Source organism: Micromonospora sp. NPDC005197, assembly GCF_040608295.1.
Lineage (GTDB): Bacteria > Actinomycetota > Actinomycetes > Mycobacteriales > Micromonosporaceae > Micromonospora.
In genome coordinates this window covers 1-15,209 of record NZ_JBEXHY010000031.1, presented here as the reverse complement: position 1 = coordinate 15,209, position 15,209 = coordinate 1, and the positions used below count along the sequence as shown (strand labels likewise).

General features: G+C 70.7%; 15 protein-coding genes and 3 tRNA genes. 10 read left to right on the top strand and 8 right to left on the bottom strand.

Translation table 11 applies throughout. The features are described 5' to 3' along the window. Positions 1-17: 17 nt before the first annotated feature. The gene (gene soxR, locus ABZU46_RS13585; RefSeq protein WP_354857283.1) at positions 18-473 is read left to right on the top strand and encodes a redox-sensitive transcriptional activator SoxR; all 456 of its coding nucleotides are present in this window, start codon (positions 18-20) and stop codon (positions 471-473) included. Here soxR and ABZU46_RS13580 read toward each other — a convergent pair. After that, positions 456-1,433 carry an NAD(P)H-quinone oxidoreductase gene (locus tag ABZU46_RS13580; RefSeq protein ID WP_354857280.1) on the bottom strand — a complete coding sequence of 326 codons (978 nt, stop codon included), beginning with the start codon at positions 1,431-1,433 and terminating at the stop codon, positions 456-458. The genes soxR and ABZU46_RS13580 overlap by 18 nt on opposite strands. 301 nt (positions 1,434-1,734) lie before the next feature. On the opposite strand from ABZU46_RS13580, the gene ABZU46_RS13575 reads away from it, so the two are divergent. Then, positions 1,735-1,821, top strand: a tRNA-Ser gene (locus ABZU46_RS13575). A 29-nt stretch (positions 1,822-1,850) separates the two neighbouring features. Here ABZU46_RS13575 and ABZU46_RS13570 read toward each other — a convergent pair. Further along, positions 1,851-2,024: a hypothetical protein gene (locus ABZU46_RS13570; RefSeq protein ID WP_354857278.1), complete on the bottom strand. Its 174-nt coding sequence runs from the start codon at positions 2,022-2,024 to the stop codon at positions 1,851-1,853. Positions 2,025-2,143: 119 nt separating this feature from the next. After that, entirely contained in the window at positions 2,144-2,650 is a 507-nt protein-coding gene (locus ABZU46_RS13565; RefSeq protein ID WP_354857276.1) for a helix-turn-helix domain-containing protein, read from the bottom strand. Positions 2,651-2,943: 293 nt separating this feature from the next. Between ABZU46_RS13565 and ABZU46_RS13560 the strand changes: the two genes are divergently transcribed. Both ABZU46_RS13560 and ABZU46_RS13555 read left to right on the top strand, forming a co-directional pair. Then, positions 2,944-4,155: a helix-turn-helix transcriptional regulator gene (locus tag ABZU46_RS13560; protein WP_354857274.1), complete on the top strand. Its 1,212-nt coding sequence runs from the start codon at positions 2,944-2,946 to the stop codon at positions 4,153-4,155. 340 nt (positions 4,156-4,495) lie between these two features. Then, a complete protein-coding gene (locus ABZU46_RS13555; RefSeq protein WP_354857271.1) occupies positions 4,496-4,801 on the top strand; it encodes a hypothetical protein in 306 nt (101 codons plus the stop codon). A 10-nt stretch (positions 4,802-4,811) separates the two neighbouring features. Here ABZU46_RS13555 and ABZU46_RS13550 read toward each other — a convergent pair whose 3' ends face one another. Continuing rightward, entirely contained in the window at positions 4,812-4,967 is a 156-nt protein-coding gene (locus tag ABZU46_RS13550; RefSeq protein ID WP_354857269.1) for a hypothetical protein, read from the bottom strand. Between the two features lie 143 nt (positions 4,968-5,110). Here ABZU46_RS13550 and ABZU46_RS13545 point away from each other — a divergent pair, with 143 nt between their 5' ends. Next, positions 5,111-5,653, top strand: a complete 543-nt coding sequence (locus ABZU46_RS13545; RefSeq protein ID WP_354857267.1) for a YbhB/YbcL family Raf kinase inhibitor-like protein — start codon at positions 5,111-5,113, stop codon at positions 5,651-5,653. 64 nt (positions 5,654-5,717) lie between these two features. On the opposite strand, the gene ABZU46_RS13540 is transcribed toward ABZU46_RS13545, so the two are convergent. Further along, the gene (locus ABZU46_RS13540; RefSeq protein ID WP_354857265.1) at positions 5,718-6,428 is read right to left on the bottom strand and encodes a class I SAM-dependent methyltransferase; all 711 of its coding nucleotides are present in this window, start codon (positions 6,426-6,428) and stop codon (positions 5,718-5,720) included. 211 nt (positions 6,429-6,639) lie between these two features. Between ABZU46_RS13540 and ABZU46_RS13535 the strand changes: the two genes are divergently transcribed. Further along, complete coding sequence (locus ABZU46_RS13535) at positions 6,640-8,469, top strand: hypothetical protein (RefSeq protein ID WP_354857262.1); 1,830 nt, start codon at positions 6,640-6,642, stop codon at positions 8,467-8,469. A gap of 32 nt (positions 8,470-8,501) precedes the next feature. On the opposite strand, the gene ABZU46_RS13530 is transcribed toward ABZU46_RS13535, so the two are convergent. Next, positions 8,502-9,284: an IucA/IucC family C-terminal-domain containing protein gene (locus ABZU46_RS13530; RefSeq protein WP_354857362.1), complete on the bottom strand. Its 783-nt coding sequence runs from the start codon at positions 9,282-9,284 to the stop codon at positions 8,502-8,504. A 330-nt stretch (positions 9,285-9,614) separates the two neighbouring features. Between ABZU46_RS13530 and ABZU46_RS13525 the strand changes: the two genes are divergently transcribed. Beyond that, a complete protein-coding gene (locus ABZU46_RS13525; RefSeq protein WP_354857261.1) occupies positions 9,615-11,144 on the top strand; it encodes a peptide deformylase in 1,530 nt (509 codons plus the stop codon). A gap of 69 nt (positions 11,145-11,213) precedes the next feature. On the opposite strand, the gene ABZU46_RS13520 is transcribed toward ABZU46_RS13525, so the two are convergent. Beyond that, the gene (locus ABZU46_RS13520) at positions 11,214-12,329 is read right to left on the bottom strand and encodes a globin domain-containing protein (protein WP_354857260.1); all 1,116 of its coding nucleotides are present in this window, start codon (positions 12,327-12,329) and stop codon (positions 11,214-11,216) included. 144 nt (positions 12,330-12,473) lie between these two features. Here ABZU46_RS13520 and ABZU46_RS13515 point away from each other — a divergent pair, with 144 nt between their 5' ends. Then, entirely contained in the window at positions 12,474-13,244 is a 771-nt protein-coding gene (locus ABZU46_RS13515) for a CPBP family intramembrane glutamic endopeptidase (RefSeq protein WP_354857257.1), read from the top strand. Positions 13,245-13,247: 3 nt separating this feature from the next. On the opposite strand, the gene ABZU46_RS13510 is transcribed toward ABZU46_RS13515, so the two are convergent. Beyond that, a complete protein-coding gene (locus ABZU46_RS13510; protein WP_354857254.1) occupies positions 13,248-14,624 on the bottom strand; it encodes a hypothetical protein in 1,377 nt (458 codons plus the stop codon). 134 nt (positions 14,625-14,758) lie between these two features. Here ABZU46_RS13510 and ABZU46_RS13505 point away from each other — a divergent pair. Then, a tRNA-Ser gene (locus ABZU46_RS13505) sits at positions 14,759-14,849 on the top strand. 35 nt (positions 14,850-14,884) lie between these two features. Continuing rightward, a tRNA-Arg gene (locus ABZU46_RS13500) sits at positions 14,885-14,957 on the top strand. Positions 14,958-15,209: the final 252 nt, after the last annotated feature.

Here is a 15,209-nt window from a genome sequence, read left to right as displayed (position 1 = left end):
AACTCAAGGACCCGGTGATGCAGGACTCGTTGACGATCGGCGAGCTGTCCGTCCGCTCCGGCGTCGCGCCGTCGGCGCTGCGCTACTACGAGCGGCTCGGTCTGATCCGCGCCAATCGCACCGGCGGAAACCAGCGCCGCTACGCCCGCACGGAACTGCGGCGGGTCGCCTTCATCCGGATCTCCCAGCAGGTCGGCGTCTCGCTGGACGAGATCCGCGAGGCGTTGCAATCGCTGCCCGGCGGCCGTACCCCCAGCCCGCAGGACTGGGAGCGGCTCTCCGCGAGCTGGCGCGGCCGGCTGGACGAGAAGATCCGGCTGCTCACCAAACTCCGCGACGACCTGGACGGCTGCATCGGCTGCGGCTGCCTGTCCCTGCAACGCTGCACGCTCTACAACCCGGGGGACGCGCTGGCCGGCGAGGGCCCCGGCGCACGGCTCATGTTGCCCCGCGCCTCATCCGATGGTGAGTAGCACCTTCCCGACGTGGTCGTTCGACTCGACCAGCCGGTGCGCCTCGGCAGCCTCGGCCATCGGCAGCCGCCGGTCCACCACCGGGCGGACCGCGCCGGCCTCGACCAACGGCCACACCTCATCGCGTACGCCCCGGACGATCTCCGCCTTCTCGGCCAGCGGTCGGGAGCGCAGCGTGGTCGCCGCGACGCTGGCCCGCTTGGTCAGCAGCGCACCGAGATCCAGCTCGGCCTTGCGACCACCCTGCAGCCCGATCACCACGAGCCGGCCGCCGGTCGCCAGCGCGGCGACGTTCCGGCCCAGGTAGGACGCGCCCATGATGTCGAGGATGACGTCCGCGCCGTGGCCGTCGGTGGCCTTGCGGACCTCCTCGACAAAGTCCTGCTCCCGGTAGTCGATCGTGTCCGCCGCGCCCAGTTCGCGCAGGCGGGGGTGCTTGGCCGCGCGGGCGGTCGCCAGGACCGTGGCGCCGAGGGCCGCCCCGAACTGGATCGCGAACGTGCCGATCCCGCTGCCCCCGCCGTGCACCAGCAGCGTGTCACCCGAGCCGAGCCGGCCCACCCCCACCAGGTTCGACCAGACCGTGCAGGCCACCTCCGGCAGCGCCGCGGCGTCGACCAGGTCGACGCCGGCCGGCACCGGCAGCAGCTGCCCGGCGGGCACGGCGACGCGCTCGGCGTACCCGCCGCCGGCCAGCAGCGCACAGACCTCCTGGCCGACGGCCCAACCGGTCACCTCCGGCCCGATCGCGTCGATAACCCCGGAGCACTCCAACCCGAGGTACGGGGGCGCACCCGGCGGCGGCGGATACTGCCCCTGCCGTTGCAGCAGGTCAGCGCGGTTCACCGCGCTGGCCCGCACCGCGACGATCACCTCGCCCGGACCGGGCTCCGGGTCGGGGACCTCGGCCCAGACCAGCGCGTCGGGTCCACCGGGCTGCGGAACGGTGATGGCTCGCATGGCCTCAGTCTTACCCGATGCCCCCGGGGGACGCAGGCGCACCCCGGGCGCGCGCGCCGGTCGTCGGTGCTCGGCCCGGGTTCCAGGAAGGCGGGGTATCCATGACGATCTGATGCCCCGCTTTCCTGGAACGCGAGTTGATCAGGACGCTGCACGCCCCGATGCCCATGAGTGACTCCGGTCCGCGCCACAGTGGACGCAGCGGCGCCCGCCTGACCGGCGCTTGCGGGAGGGACGCCGAGCCGTCCGGCGGGTGGCGTGGCAGACTGTTCACGGCCGCGCACCCACGGGTGGCGGTCCGGGAGGGTTCGCCTAGTGGCCGATGGCGCTGGTCTTGAAAACCGGTAAGGCAGCGATGTCTTCGTGGGTTCGAATCCCACACCCTCCGCCGACGAGCAGCAGAGTGCCGCGTAGCCGTCAGGTTGCCGGCAGGCAGAGGCCGATCCAGTCCCTCAGCCGTTTCCGCACCAGCGGATGGACGTCGACCATCTCGATCCGCTCCGCGATCACCGCTGGGTCGACGAGCCCGGCCCGGAGAAGTGCGCCGGCGAAGGCGTGGTCCTTCTCCCGGCCAGCTACCAGCTTTGACACGACGCAGTCGTGCGGTTCGAGCGTGTACCCGCGCCCCGGCTGGGTGCTCTGGGACTCCACCAGTAATCAGCCGATCCCGCCACCCCTCGGGCAGCCAGGACGTGCTCCAGTTGCTCGCGTCACCCCGCTCGCTCCCAGCCATTGCGGGTGAAGGACTCAAGCACCCTCTTGCGCTGTGGCTGCGACAGGACTGCAGCGAAGGGCGAGTTCTGTCGTAGCTCCACAGCCTCCGGATCATCCGAGGTCAGCGTCCTCAGGACGGCGTTGACACCCTCGTTGATCTTGTCTTGCCAGCGCTTCAGCCACACCTCGGTCATCGTTCCTCGGTGCTGCCGCAGGAGTCGGTCGAGATTTCCCCGGGCCTTGCCCATTACCGCGTCCGGGTCGGTGACCAAACTGCCCGCTACCGCCTGGTGCAGCCACAGCGACTTGAGCTGATCACGAGTCAGTTCCGGCTTCGGGCGCATCAGCGCCTCAACCTGGTGCCGCCTGATCCTCCGATGCGCGCCGACCTTCACGAACGGCAGTTCTCCACGCTCGCACAGGTTGACGACCTGCTGGCGCGAAGATCCAAGTAGCTTGGCAACCTGACCGGTGGTCAGAAGTTCCTCACCCGTCGTCACCATGATTCGAGCATGGGGCCACAAACGCTATAAACACAACTTGTCGGAGCGCATTTCTGCTACGCCGACACGAGGATTAGCAGAGATCGTCGAACTGGTTGGCGGCCGGTCTTCATGTCGTCAGTCATGCGCATCCCGTATCACCAGGTCAGGTCCGTGAACTCGTTGGTCTTGAAAAGACCGACGCCAGCGATGTCTTCGTGGGCCGAATCCCGCGCCCCTCAGCACATCGACGGGTGCCTCCTCGCGGCGTACGGTCGGGGTACGCGATGTACCCGATGCTGCGAGGTGCCTCCATGTCCGATCAGCAACCCACTCCCGGTCAGCGCGTCGAGCGGCTTCGTCGAGCCGCCGGCCTGTCTCGCGAGCAGCTCGCCGGCCTTGCCGGGCTCTCTCCGACCACCGTCAAGTTCGTGGAGAACGGACGTCGAAGCTTGACGTTGCGGGCCGCCCAGCAGCTAGCTCCGCACCTTGGTGTACGTGACCTCGGCGATCTGTTCGGGCCGCAGGTGACGCTGTCATTGGACGGACGACCCAGTCATCCAGCCATCGGCGACGTTCGTCGCGCACTGACCGCTTGGCAGATCACCGTCTCCGGTACGCCAGATTCCCCCGACTATCTGCGAGGTGCCGTGGACGCCGCATGGCAGACCTGGCACACCTCTCGGCATCAGCGCACCGAGGTGAGCGTCATCCTGCCCGGTCTGCTCGACGCTACCCAGCGAGCGGCCCGGCTTCACTCGGGCGACGACCGACGTGCAAGCCTCGCTCTGCTTGCTCAGGCGCATCACCTCGCACAGGCATACCTTGCTTGGCACGGTGATCGTGAGCTGTGCTGGCTGACCGTCGACCGAGGCATGGCTGCGGCCCTTGATGCCGATGACCCTCTCGCCATCGCCCAATCCACCTGGTACGCGGCGCACCTGCTGCGAGCGGTCGGCCGCGGTGACGAAGCGCTGGAGCGGTTGCGCGAGGCTCGGGCTCTGATCGAACCCCGAGTCGCCGATGGGGGCAGTGAGTGGGCCGAGATGTTGGCTGACCTGTATCTCTGTACCGCGTTGACGAGGGCCCGCACCGGTGACCAGGGCGCGTGGTCGGACTGGGATGCCGCTCGTCGGGTGGTCGAGCAGGCTCTACCAGCGGAGTTCGTCGGCCTTCGCACCCGAGTGTCGCGGCCGTTGGTCGACGTATACGCCGTGATGTGCGCGGTGGACCTAGGAGATCCTGACGAGGCCCAGAGGCGTGCGCATTCGCTCGATCCGGCGTCGATCCCGTCGACCGAGCGGCGCGGCCGACACTACGTCGAGCTTGCCCGCTCCGCCGACCTTGAGGGGGCGCGGGAGGCGACGCTTCATCTGCTGAACCTCGCCGAGACCACGTCTCCGGAGACCGTCCGATACTCGCCAGCCGCCCAGGAGTTGGCGGGGCGGCTGGCCCGGGAGGCGCCAGCGGCGATCCGCGCGGAGGCGATTCAGTTGGAGACCCGGATCGCGGTGCCGGAACTCTAGGGGTACGGCCTGTCGCTGGGTACGTCGCGTACCCTTTGCGGCCCTTCCAACTCCTTAGCGTGTCCTCACGATTGCAGTGGGTGTTGCGGGCGGCCATCTGACCCGGCGAGGGACAGCGGGCAGGCCGCCACGCCCTGAGGCGGGAGGACGCCGCGATGATCTGGCCTTTCAGTTTGCTGCGCCGGAGATCCCGGTGGCTGTCGCTCGCCGTACCACCCACGGCTATCGGTCCGGCGATCCAACGGGCAGAGCAGGAAGCAGCGCGGGCGCGGTTGCTGGCCCAGGCTCGTCATCAATCCGCCGATCGGCGGGAAACCGGTGCGGGCCGATGATTGGGGAGGTGCCCACTACCGCCAAGGCAGCTGCACGAGCCCGAGCGGCACAGGGCGAGCGGGCCGTCGCCGCACTGGATGGCCGGCTCGCTGATTTCCACGTGCCGCGCCGCCCGGAATGGACCTGCCGTAGCTGTGAGCAGGACACGCCGTGGCCGTGCGCACCGGCCCGAGTCCGTTTGGCTGAGGCCTACGGGCGGGACCGGATCGGCCTGTCCATGTACGTGGGCAGCCTGCACGCGGTGGCTGTGATGGAGCTGCCCGCCATCCCAGCGGGCGAACTGTACGAGCGCTTCGTTTCCTGGGCCCGTTGACCGCCGGCGACTATTTCCCCTCGGGCGCGTCCCGTCGGGTCTCGCGGATCGTTTCGTCGGCCAGTCGCTCGATCGCGCGGCGGCGTTCCTCGGCGAGCGCCTGCTCGTCCGGCTTGCGCAGCGCGGTGACGACGGCGACCACGAAATCGCGCCAGATCCCTAGCAAGTATTCCCCCCGTGGAAAGTTGCAGGCTGCCAACCATAGCGTCCGGCTGGTGCTGCCGGACAACCGACGCAGCCGGTCGTTCGTTGGCCCGGAACGGGGTATGAAGGGCAGGTATCTACCCAGACCGGAAGGACGCCGTCCCGATGACCCTCGAACGACCGATCGCCCCGGACCCGTACGAGCTGCTGCCGACCGTGCCCTCGTTCACCCTGACGAGTGACGACGTGCAGAATGGCGAGCCGATGGACTCCCGGCACGCGCATGGCAGCACCGGTGGTGAGAACGTCTCCCCGCAGCTGACCTGGTCGGACTTCCCCGCCGAGACCAAGAGCTTCGCCGTGACCTGCTACGACCCCGACGCCCCGACCGGCAGTGGCTTCTGGCACTGGGTGCTGGTGAACGTGCCGGTTGACGTCACGCAGTTGCCCACCGGCGCGGGCGCCGCGGCGGGCACCGACCTCGGCGGGGCCTTCTCGGTCCGCAACGACTACGGCGAGCAGGGCTACGGCGGGGCGGCGCCGCCGCCCGGTGACCGCCCGCACCGGTACGTCTTCGCGGTGCACGCCCTGGACGTCGACCGCCTGGACCTCACCCCGGACGCGAGCCCGGCCTACGTCGGCTTCAACCTGACCTTCCACACCCTCGCGAGAGCGGTGATCCGCCCCACGCACCAGATCAAGGAATGATCCGTACCCCGCGATCTTGCACGGTCCGTTCACGGTCGAGTGCAAGATCGCGGGGCGGGGTGAGTCAGGCGGGGACGCGGGCCACGGCGAAGACGGACTGGCCGAACGGGGGTCGGACGACCTGCTCGGCGGCCTTCGTGGCGGGGAGGACGAGGGTGTCGTACACCTTGACCATCGGCCCCTCCTTCGGCATCAGCCGGAAGACCTTGGTGGCCATGAAGTAGCCGATCAGCCCGAGCGCGTTGGCGTAGTGGATCTTCTCCACCGTCAGGCCGGCCTCGGTCATCGCCGCACCGAGCGTCTTCTTGGTGTACCGGCGGACGTGGCCGGTGGCGATGTCCGCCGGGCTCATGGCGAACTGGAACGCCGGCACGATGATGATCACCGCGCCGCCGGGGCGGACCAGGTCGCGCATGCTGCGCAGCGCGCCCACGTGGTCCTCGATGTGCTCCAGGACGTTGTACGAGACCGCGGCGCTGTAGTCCCCCCGGTCGTTGTGCGGGAGCAGCATCTGCCGGACGTCGATGCCGGGCTGGGCGGCGAGGCGCTCCTTGAGCTGCACCAGCCGGTCGGGGTCGGCCTCCGTGGCGGTGAACCGGGGCAGCCGCTGCGACCATTCCAGCGCGTAGTCACCGAGGCCGCTGCCGATCTCGATCGGGTCGTCACCGAGGTACGGCACCGCCAGCTCGACGAACCAGCGGCGGTGGTTGACGGCCGTTGCCAGGCCCTCCAGCACCTCGGACTGGACGCGCTGATCCCCAGTGATTTCTGCCATGCGTCGATTCCTCACGATATGAACTCGAACCGTGCCTGGACCGACAGAGTGAATCATCCGCTTGGATGGCAGAAGAATCGGGGGAGCGGTTGGCCGAATTGCGGTCGGGGGGTGGGCACGTGATCGGCGGTCGGCGAACCCGGCACATAGTACGGCAGTACCCCGAAACATGTCACGGCACCGCCATACGCTGACTACCCTATGAATTGTCATGACTACTCCCGAACCGGACGCGCCCGGCGACGGCCCGGCCACCGCGTCGCCGGTGGAGGAGGCCGGCGGCGGCGATCGGTTGCGCCGTAACGGGAAGTGGGCCGATCTGGCCGCCGTGCTGAGCTTCGTGGTGCTCGGCTTCTGGGTCACCGGGCGTCTCTGGTGGGACCCGGGCAGCGGAGTGCGAGACAACCGCTCCGACCAGTCACAGTTCGAATGGATGATGGCGCACGGTGCGCGAGTGGTCACGCATTTTGCGTACCCGTTCCAATCCGATCAGATGAACGTGCCGGACGGCGTCAACCTCATGGCAAATACGTCCGTATTATCCATTTCATTGCCAATGACGCCGGTCACCCTGCTGTTCGGGCCACGTGCGGCATTCCTGCTCTTTCTCACCCTCGGAATGATCGCCACCGCCACCGCCTGGTACTTCCTGCTCTCCCGCGTCCTGGTCGGCGCCCGGGGGCCGGCCTGGCTGGGCGCGGGCTTCTGCGCGTTCGCGCCGGCCATGGTGTCGCACGCCAACGGGCACCCGAACATCGTGTCGCAGTTCGTCGTCCCATTGATCATCTGGCGTACGCTGCGGCTCGCCGAACCCGGCCGCTGGCTGCGCAACGGGGTGCTGCTCGCTCTGGTGATCGTCTGGCAGGCGTTTCTCAACCTGGAGATCCTGCTGATGACCGCGATCGGGCTCGGCGTGATCGTCGGCGCGCTGGCCCTCGGCCGCCCCGCCCTGCGGTCACGGGCCCGGTCCTTCTTCGCGGGCCTGGCCGTCGCCGCGGTGGTCGCGGGTCTGCTGCTGGCGTACCCCTTGTACGTGCAGTTCTTCGGGCCCGGCGCCTACTCCGGGCTGTCCAGCCTGATCCGCGGCTACTCCAGCGACCTGGCCTCGTTCGTCGCGTACTCCCGGGAATCGCTGGCCGGCAGCCCGCGCACCTCCGCCGGGCTGGCCAAGAACCCGACCGAGGAGAACAGCTTCTTCGGCTGGTCGCTGCTCGTGCTGGTGGTCGCCCTGGTCTGGTGGCTGCGGCGGTCGGTGGTGGTGCTCGCGCTGGCCGGGCTCGGGCTGCTCTTCGCGGTGCTCTCGCTCGGGCGGGAGATCCGCTTCGCCGGTCACGGCACCGGCGTGCCGGGCCCCTGGGCCGCGCTGGAGAATCTGCCGATCCTGCACTCGGTGGTGCCGACCCGGTGGGCGCTGGCGATCACCCCGATCGTCGGCGTGCTGCTCGCCTACGGCGTCGAACGCGCCCGCGAACTGGCCCGTACGCATCCGGCCGCTCGGCCGCAGATCCGCTTCGCCACCGCGACCGTGCTGACGATGGCCCTGCTGCCGATCCTGCCCACCCCGCTGCCCGTGGTGAAGCTGGACCCGGTCCCCACCTTCGTGACCAGCGGGGCGTGGCGGCCGTACGTGGCTGGTGGGCGCAGCGTGGTGACGTTGCCGCTGCCGGACACGAACTACGCGGAGCCGCTGCGCTGGTCCGCCGCGACCCGGCTGGACATGCCGCTGGCCCGGGGCTACTTCCTCGGACCGGACACCCGCCCGAGCGCGGAGCCGCCGAAGGTCGCGCTGTTCACCGCGCCGCCCCGGCCCACCAGCAGTTTCTTCGCCACCATCCGACGGACCGGCGCGGTGCCGCCGATCACCCCGCAGGATCGGGTCAAGGCGGTCGACGACCTGCGCTACTGGCGGGCCGGCGTGGTGATCCTCGGGCCGCACGAGCACGAGATGGAACTGCGTCGCGGAATGACCGAGCTGACCGGGATCCAACCGGTCTTCACCGGCGGCGTCTGGGTGTGGGACGTCCGGCCGCTGACCGACTGAGCGGGGCCGGCCCGGGAGTTGGACTCGCGGGATCAGCCCTGCCGGACGCAGCAGCCCTGGCAGACCTTCGGGCTGGGCAGCGTGAAGGCCAGGCAGCAGGTGCGTCGCTGCACGCTCGGCTCACCGGTCGGGCCGGGCACCAGCTCGACCAGGTCAGCCAGGTCGAGCGCGCCGAGCAGGGTGTCGATGCTCTGCACCGTCGAGCCCGGCAGCGCGTCCGCGGCCCGGAGGATGCCGTGCGCGATGCCGGAGGCGACCGAGCCGAGCAGCGTCCGGGTGCCCACCCGCACCTCCGCCTGGATCGCCGCGATCAGCGGCGCCAGGTGGGCGTCGAGCAGGGAGGCACGCAGCTCGGCCAGCAACTCGGCCTCGCCGGCGACGACGCGCACCTCCGGCAGGCCGGAGAGCGCCAGCGGGTCGCTCGGCAGCACGGCCACGGTGGTGCCGTGGCGCAGGCCCAGCGTGAGCAGGGGCCGGTGGTCCTCGAAGTGGATCAGCACGTCGGACGGGTCGAGCAGCGGCACCCGGCGGGCCGAGGCCCAGCCGAGCACGACCGGCAGCGCCGTCCAGTAGCTGTACGACTTCCAGGCCAGCGCGGCGCAGGCGTGCGGGGTGCCACCCCAGCGGACGCTGGCCGCGTGCAGCAGCTCCGGCAGGCGGGTGCCGTCGATCAGGGTGGTGGCGGGCGTCCAACCGAACTCGTCGTCGACCAGCAGGCCCCGGGCGAGACCGGGAAGGTCGTCGGTGCCGAACATGGCCCGCAGCGCCGCGGTGACGGGGGCGAGCGGCGTGGCGGTCACGTCCCGCCTCGGCATCACCGCTGTCACCGTGTCATCCCCCGTCCGCGTGACCGGGAGCGTGCCCCGGCGGACGAGCACGTCGTCCTGAGCTAAGGCTAGCCTAACCACGCCTGCCGGTCTAAGGGAAGCCTTGCCTCGGTCGGATCGGGAGGTCCGGGTCACTTCGGCTCCCGGCGGGAGCAGCGCTCCGCGCCCCGGCGTACTACCCGCGCCCGGCCTCCGAAAACGCCGCCGCAGGATCGATCACCGTCGGTGGATTGTCAAGCGTTGTGTCGACAAGGTGGCAGATGCGTGTGCGCTTCGCCACGGAACGTGAAACTAATACTCCCGGCCACGAGGAAGCCGATGACGACGTCACCCCTCGAACGGGCTGCCGACTCCTTCGCGGCCGAGCTTGCCCGCCATCGCGCCGGGCGAGGCCTGTCCAAGAAGCAACTGGCCATCCTGATGGGGTTCGACCCGTCCTACGTCAGCCACGTCGAGGGGCGCCGACACCGCCCGACCGAGGACTTCGCCCGCCGTGCCGAGGCCGTCCTGGAGGCCAGCGGCGCGATCTGGCAGCGCTTCCGGGAGTACGACGACCTCCGGCACGCCCGGTCCGGCCAACCGCACCGCGAACCCCCGCTGCCCGGCCAGTGGCTGCCCCCCGGCACCGGCCTCGTCGTGGAGCGGGAACTGGCCACCCTCACCCACACCGACGACGCCTACCGGTGCGTCATCCGCCGCGAGCTCTACAACGCCGGCACCGAGCCGGTCACCCGCTACCTCGTCCGCGTCGCGGTGGACCGCTACCCGAACGACCCCGGTCGCTCCAACCGGCACCACCGGGAACACCCGCTCACCTTCGCCGAGCTGCAACTGCAGGCCCGCCGCGACGACGGCGCCGGCGACCCGGAGCCGATGCACTGGCGGGCGAAACACGACCGGGACGCGTTCAAGGAGATCTGGCTGCTCTTCGAGAACGGCGAACGGCGTTTCCCGCTCTACCCCGGCGACCGGGCCATCATCGAGTACGCGTACAGCGTCGGGCACGAGAAGTGGGGCCCCTGGTTCCAGCGGGCCGTCCGGCTGCCCACGCGGCACCTCGCCGTACGCCTGGATTTGCCGGTGGCCCTCGACCCGCAGGTCTGGGGCGTGGAAACCTCGCTCTCCGCGGAGGAGGGCCCGCTGCGGACGGCGCCGCAGCGTCGCGACGAGGGCGACCGGGCGATCTACGACTGGCAGACCGACGCCCCGCCGCTCAACGCCCGCTACCGGATGCAGTGGCGCTTCCGGGCTCGGCCGGAAGCCGACCCGGACGTCGGTCCCGGCGGCACCCGGGTCCGCCCCAGCGAGCGGATGCGCGGGATCGGCATCGTCCAGCGTGGGGCCGACCTCCTCCGCCAGCAGGTCCGGCAGTTCGACCTGCCCGGCGAGGAACCTGTGGCCCGGGACGTCGTGGACCGACTCACCATGGCGCTGTCCCGGCTCGACGAGCTGCACCCGTTCAACAAGGGAGTGGGCATCGCCGCACCGCAGCTCGGCGTCGGCCGCGCCGCCGCCGTGGTCCGACCCCCCGACCGGACGGCGGAACCGGTCGTCCTGCTCAACCCCCGGGTGGTCGACGCCGACCCGGAGACCGACGAGCAGTACGAGGGGTGCCTCTCCTTCTTCGACCACCGCGGTCTGGTGCCCCGACCGCTGCGACTCGACGTGGAACACGCCCAGTACGACGGCAGCCGGATCATCACCTCGTTCGAGTTCGGCATGGCCCGGCTCGTCGCGCACGAGATCGACCACCTGGAGGGGCGGCTCTACGTCGACCGGATGGCGCCCGGCGTGCCGCTGGTGCCGGTGGAGGAATACCGGGAGACGGGGCAACCCTGGCGCTACTGAGCAGGGCGGGGACCGGGGCGCGTGCCCCAGGGGGCAGGGGCACGCGCCCCGGTGTGGGGGGAGGAACGTCTAGAGATCGCCGAACGTGTCGTAGCGGATGTTCGGCGGCGGCACCTCGTCCGCGGCCAGCACCCGCAGCGTCGACCGGACCATCTGCGCCGACCCGGAGACGTAGCAGTCGTGCGTCGTCCACGGGCCGTACCGAGCCACCACGTCCGGGATGTCGCCCAACTCGCCGTCGAAGTCAGGGTCGTCGCTGCACGCCGCGGTGACCGACAACCACGGGTGCGCGGCCACCAACTCCTGCAGGCGGGCCAGCCCGTACAGGTCCGTCGCGTGCCGGGCGCCGTAGAAGACATGCACCCAGCGCGTCCGGTTGTAGCTGGCCAGCTCCTCCACCAGCGCCTTGATCGGCGCCAGCCCGACGCCGCCGGCCACGCAGAGGATGTCCCGCTCCGAGGTGCGGTCCAGGGTCATCGAGCCCATCGGCGCCGCCAAGCGCAGCAGGTGCCCGGGCTGCACGCGGCGGACCAGCGCCCCGGACACCCACCCCGCGCCGGGGCTCCGCACGTGGAACTCCAGCACGTTGTCGTCGTTCGGGGCGTTCGCCACCGAGTAGTTCCGCCACACCCGCGGGTGAAAGCGGGGCAGCTCCAGGCTGACGTACTGGCCCGCCCGCCAGGACAGCGGATGTTGCAGGGCCCGGCAGGTCAGCACGGCGAGGTCCGAGCCGTGCCGCTCGTGGGTCAGCACCTCGGCGTGCCAGAACGGCGGGTTGTCGTCGTCGGCCGCCCCGGCCACCATCTTCGCCGCGATCGCCGCGTACGCGTCCCGCCACGCCTGGTCGTACTCCAGGTTCCAGCCGTCGCCGGAGGTGCTGCGCAGCGCATCGAGCAGCGCGACGCCCATCGTGGCGTAGTGCCGGTCGTCGACGTGGTACTTGCGGTGGTCCCGGCCCAGCGCTCGCAGGAACTCGTCGAAGCTCTCCGGGTCGTCCACGGTGTGGATCGCCGTGATGATCGCTTCCAGCAGGCGGTCACCCTGGCCGGTCATCTGCACCGGGAAGAGCTGCCGCAGGGCGGGGTCGAGCAGGAACAGTCGGGCGTAGAAGTGCCCGCTCAGCCGCTCCCGGTCCTCCTCGACGAGGGTCCAGCTCTCCTTCAGCAACCGTGCGACGTTGTCCACCGGTGCTCCTTCTCCAGACGGCAGCGGATCGGGCGCTCATAGAATCTCCACGGAGCGTGCTCACCGGTCGCACAGAATGTGCGATCGGTTCACGCCGGCCGATCGGCCGTGTCCGCCGTGCCGTCCGTCGGGCAGAGTGGTGCGGTGACCGTTGAGCTGACCCGCCCGGTGTCCCGCCGAGTACTGGGGACCGAGACGCTGCTGGTCCTCGGTCTCTCTCTCGGCCAGTCCGCGGTCTACGCGGTGGTCTCGATCATCGCGAAGCTGACCGCCGAGGGGCCGCTCTCCAAGCAGACCGCGTCACTGAACACCTCGGCGTCGGCCCGACCCTGGCTGGACCTGACGTACCAGCTCCTCGGCATCGTCTTCGCGCTGTTGCCCGTGCTGCTCGCCGTACACCTGCTCAGCCGTGACCCCGGCGACCCGGTGCGGACCCTCGGCCTGGACGCGCGGCGGCCCGGCCAGGACCTGGCCCGGGGTGCCGGCCTGGCCGCGCTGATCGGCCTGCCCGGGCTGGCCCTGTTCTGGGCGGCGGCACAGCTCGGCATCAACGCCACGCTGGTGCCGGCGGCCCTGCCGCACGTCTGGTGGGCGGTTCCGGTGCTGATCCTCTCCGCCGTGCAGAACGCCGTGCTGGAGGAGGTGATCGTGGTCGGCTACCTGGTCACCCGGCTGCGCCAGCTCCAGTGGCGGCTCGCCGCGATCATCGCGGCCAGTGCGCTGCTGCGCGGGAGCTACCACCTCTACCAGGGCTTCGGCGCGTTCGTCGGCAACGCGATCATGGGCGTCGTGTTCAGCCTTTTCTACCTGCGAACCCGCCGGGTGCTGCCGCTGATCATCGCGCACACCCTGCTCGACGTGGTCGCCTTCGTCGGCTACGCGCTGCTGCCCCGCGACTGGTTCACCTGGCTCTGACCCTCAGCGCCGGCCCGGCCGGTAGGCCGCCACCGCACGGGCGGCCAACCGATCGGCCGCCGCCGCGTCACCCAACGTGGCGGCGACCACCGCCGCACCCGGCAACAGGCGGGACGCCAACCGCAACGCCACCCACCCGCCCGCCTGGGCGGTGAGCGGCGCCGCCAGCCGCCACGCGGCCTCCGCCGCCCTCGGCCAGGCGCCCTCGACCGGATCGCCAGTCGTCTGTGCCGCGAGCAGGGCCTCCTGCGCGCTCGTCGCGTCCGGATGCACAAGGGTGAGCACCAGCAGGTCGGCGGCCCGGTCAGGGTGCGTCGGATCCTTGCCGTACACCGCAGCCAGTCGCAACACCAGGTTCGACTGGGTCCAGAGCACCGAGGCCAGCTCGGCGAGCGGCGCGAAGAGCCCAGCCAGCGCGGCCGCCGCCCCTCCCGCGCCCGCCGCCCGCACGTACCGCCGGGTCGCCAGCCGCGCCAGGCCGTCCGCCGGCGCGTCCGGATACCGGGCCCGCAGCCGCTGCGCCCACTCGGCGGCGCCCGGACCGAGCGCCCGGACCGCCTCCAGCGCCAGCAACTCCGGCGCGAAGCCCGGGTGGTCGCGCAGGCGGGCGATCACCGCCCGCACATCCGATTCCGGGGTACGCCCCGAAGCCGGCACCGGGTCGTGCTCTGCTCCGGCCATGGCGGTCGAGGGCTGCGGCGCCGAGGTGGCTTGCGCGGGCGTGGCGTTGCGCTTGATCGCCGGGGCGGCCTTCCTGGCTCGGGTGACCTTCCTGGCTGGGGTGATCTCGTCGGCCGGGGCGGTTTGCCTGGCTGGGGTGGCCCGCTGGGTGGGGGTGGCTTTCTTGGCCGGGAGGGCCTTCTCGGCTGAGGTGGCCTTCTTGCTGGGGGTGGCCTTGGGGGTCGCCCGCTTGTTGCCCGGCTGGTCCATTTCCGCTGCCGGGGTGCCGTCGGAGGGGCTGGCCTGGTCGGTGGCTGGGGCGGTCTCCGGCAGGCTGGCCTGCTCATCGGCCGGGGTGTTCACCGACGGGCCGGCCTGGTCGCGGGCTGGGGTGTCATTCGGTGGGCCGGCCTGGCCCGCCGGTGAGGCGTCAGGTGGCGGGCTGGCCTGGTCGGCGGCGGGTGGGACGCTCGATGCCGGAGACGAGCGGCGCGGCTGGCGGGGCAGGGGGCGCTCGGGGTCCGGTGGCTGGAACAGCACGGCCGGGGCAGCCTTGGCCCGTCGAGGACGCGGGCTCGCCGGAGCGGCTGCCGGCGGCGCAGTCGTCTCGTCGGGCTGCTCGGCGGCGGTCGGCGGCGTGAAGGTGGGCCGCGGAGAGCGTCGACGCGCTCTTTCAGCAGGCTCTCGACGGGTCGGCTCGCTCGGCGGCTGCTCCTGCATATCGATGGAGCGTAGTCCCGATCACGCCGCCGCACAGGGGTGAAACACGGGGACCGGGCCGTACCCCGGAAGTCGTTTTGCTCCCGGTGGGTGGCGACCTGTATCCTCGGGCGCGGTGGTCTGCGGATCACCAGGGAGACTTCGCCTAGTCTGGTCTATGGCGCCGCACTGCTAATGCGGTTGGGGTCTTAAAGCCCCTCCCGGGTTCGAATCCCGGAGTCTCCGCGCGAAAGCCGGGTGTGTACACTGGCTGAGCACAAGCGCCCGTAGCTCAATGGATAGAGCATCTGACTACGGATCAGAAGGTTAGGGGTTCGAGTCCCTTCGGGCGCACATACAGCCCCCTAGCAGGCCCAACGGCCGCTAGGGGGCTTCTTCTTGTCTAGCCAGGACTGTGAAGACCTTCTTACTCTCCGCGCATGGCCAAGATCAACTTGCTCCACCTCAACGCCGACGAGCGTGACCGTGGCGACCTGTTCGCCGTTGACGCGTTCCCCGGGGATCGGGCCACCGCCCGGGGGTGCCACGTCAAGCGGACCCTGACTGCGGACGGCGGCGTGGGCGAGCCGTCTTCGGACGGCTCGC

What these genes read in the sequence shown, in the direction of transcription:
- soxR (WP_354857283.1), top strand. Translation starts at nt 18, where the DNA reads ATGCAGGACTCGTTGACGATCGGCGAGCTGTCCGTCCGCTCCGGCGTC.
- ABZU46_RS13580 (WP_354857280.1), bottom strand. Translation starts at nt 1,433, where the DNA reads ATGCGAGCCATCACCGTTCCGCAGCCCGGTGGACCCGACGCGCTGGTC.
- ABZU46_RS13565 (WP_354857276.1), bottom strand. Translation starts at nt 2,650, where the DNA reads ATGGTGACGACGGGTGAGGAACTTCTGACCACCGGTCAGGTTGCCAAG.
- ABZU46_RS13560 (WP_354857274.1), top strand. Translation starts at nt 2,944, where the DNA reads ATGTCCGATCAGCAACCCACTCCCGGTCAGCGCGTCGAGCGGCTTCGT.
- ABZU46_RS13545 (WP_354857267.1), top strand. Translation starts at nt 5,111, where the DNA reads ATGACCCTCGAACGACCGATCGCCCCGGACCCGTACGAGCTGCTGCCG.
- ABZU46_RS13540 (WP_354857265.1), bottom strand. Translation starts at nt 6,428, where the DNA reads ATGGCAGAAATCACTGGGGATCAGCGCGTCCAGTCCGAGGTGCTGGAG.
- ABZU46_RS13535 (WP_354857262.1), top strand. Translation starts at nt 6,640, where the DNA reads ATGACTACTCCCGAACCGGACGCGCCCGGCGACGGCCCGGCCACCGCG.
- ABZU46_RS13530 (WP_354857362.1), bottom strand. Translation starts at nt 9,284, where the DNA reads ATGCCGAGGCGGGACGTGACCGCCACGCCGCTCGCCCCCGTCACCGCG.
- ABZU46_RS13525 (WP_354857261.1), top strand. Translation starts at nt 9,615, where the DNA reads ATGACGACGTCACCCCTCGAACGGGCTGCCGACTCCTTCGCGGCCGAG.
- ABZU46_RS13510 (WP_354857254.1), bottom strand. Translation starts at nt 14,624, where the DNA reads ATGCAGGAGCAGCCGCCGAGCGAGCCGACCCGTCGAGAGCCTGCTGAA.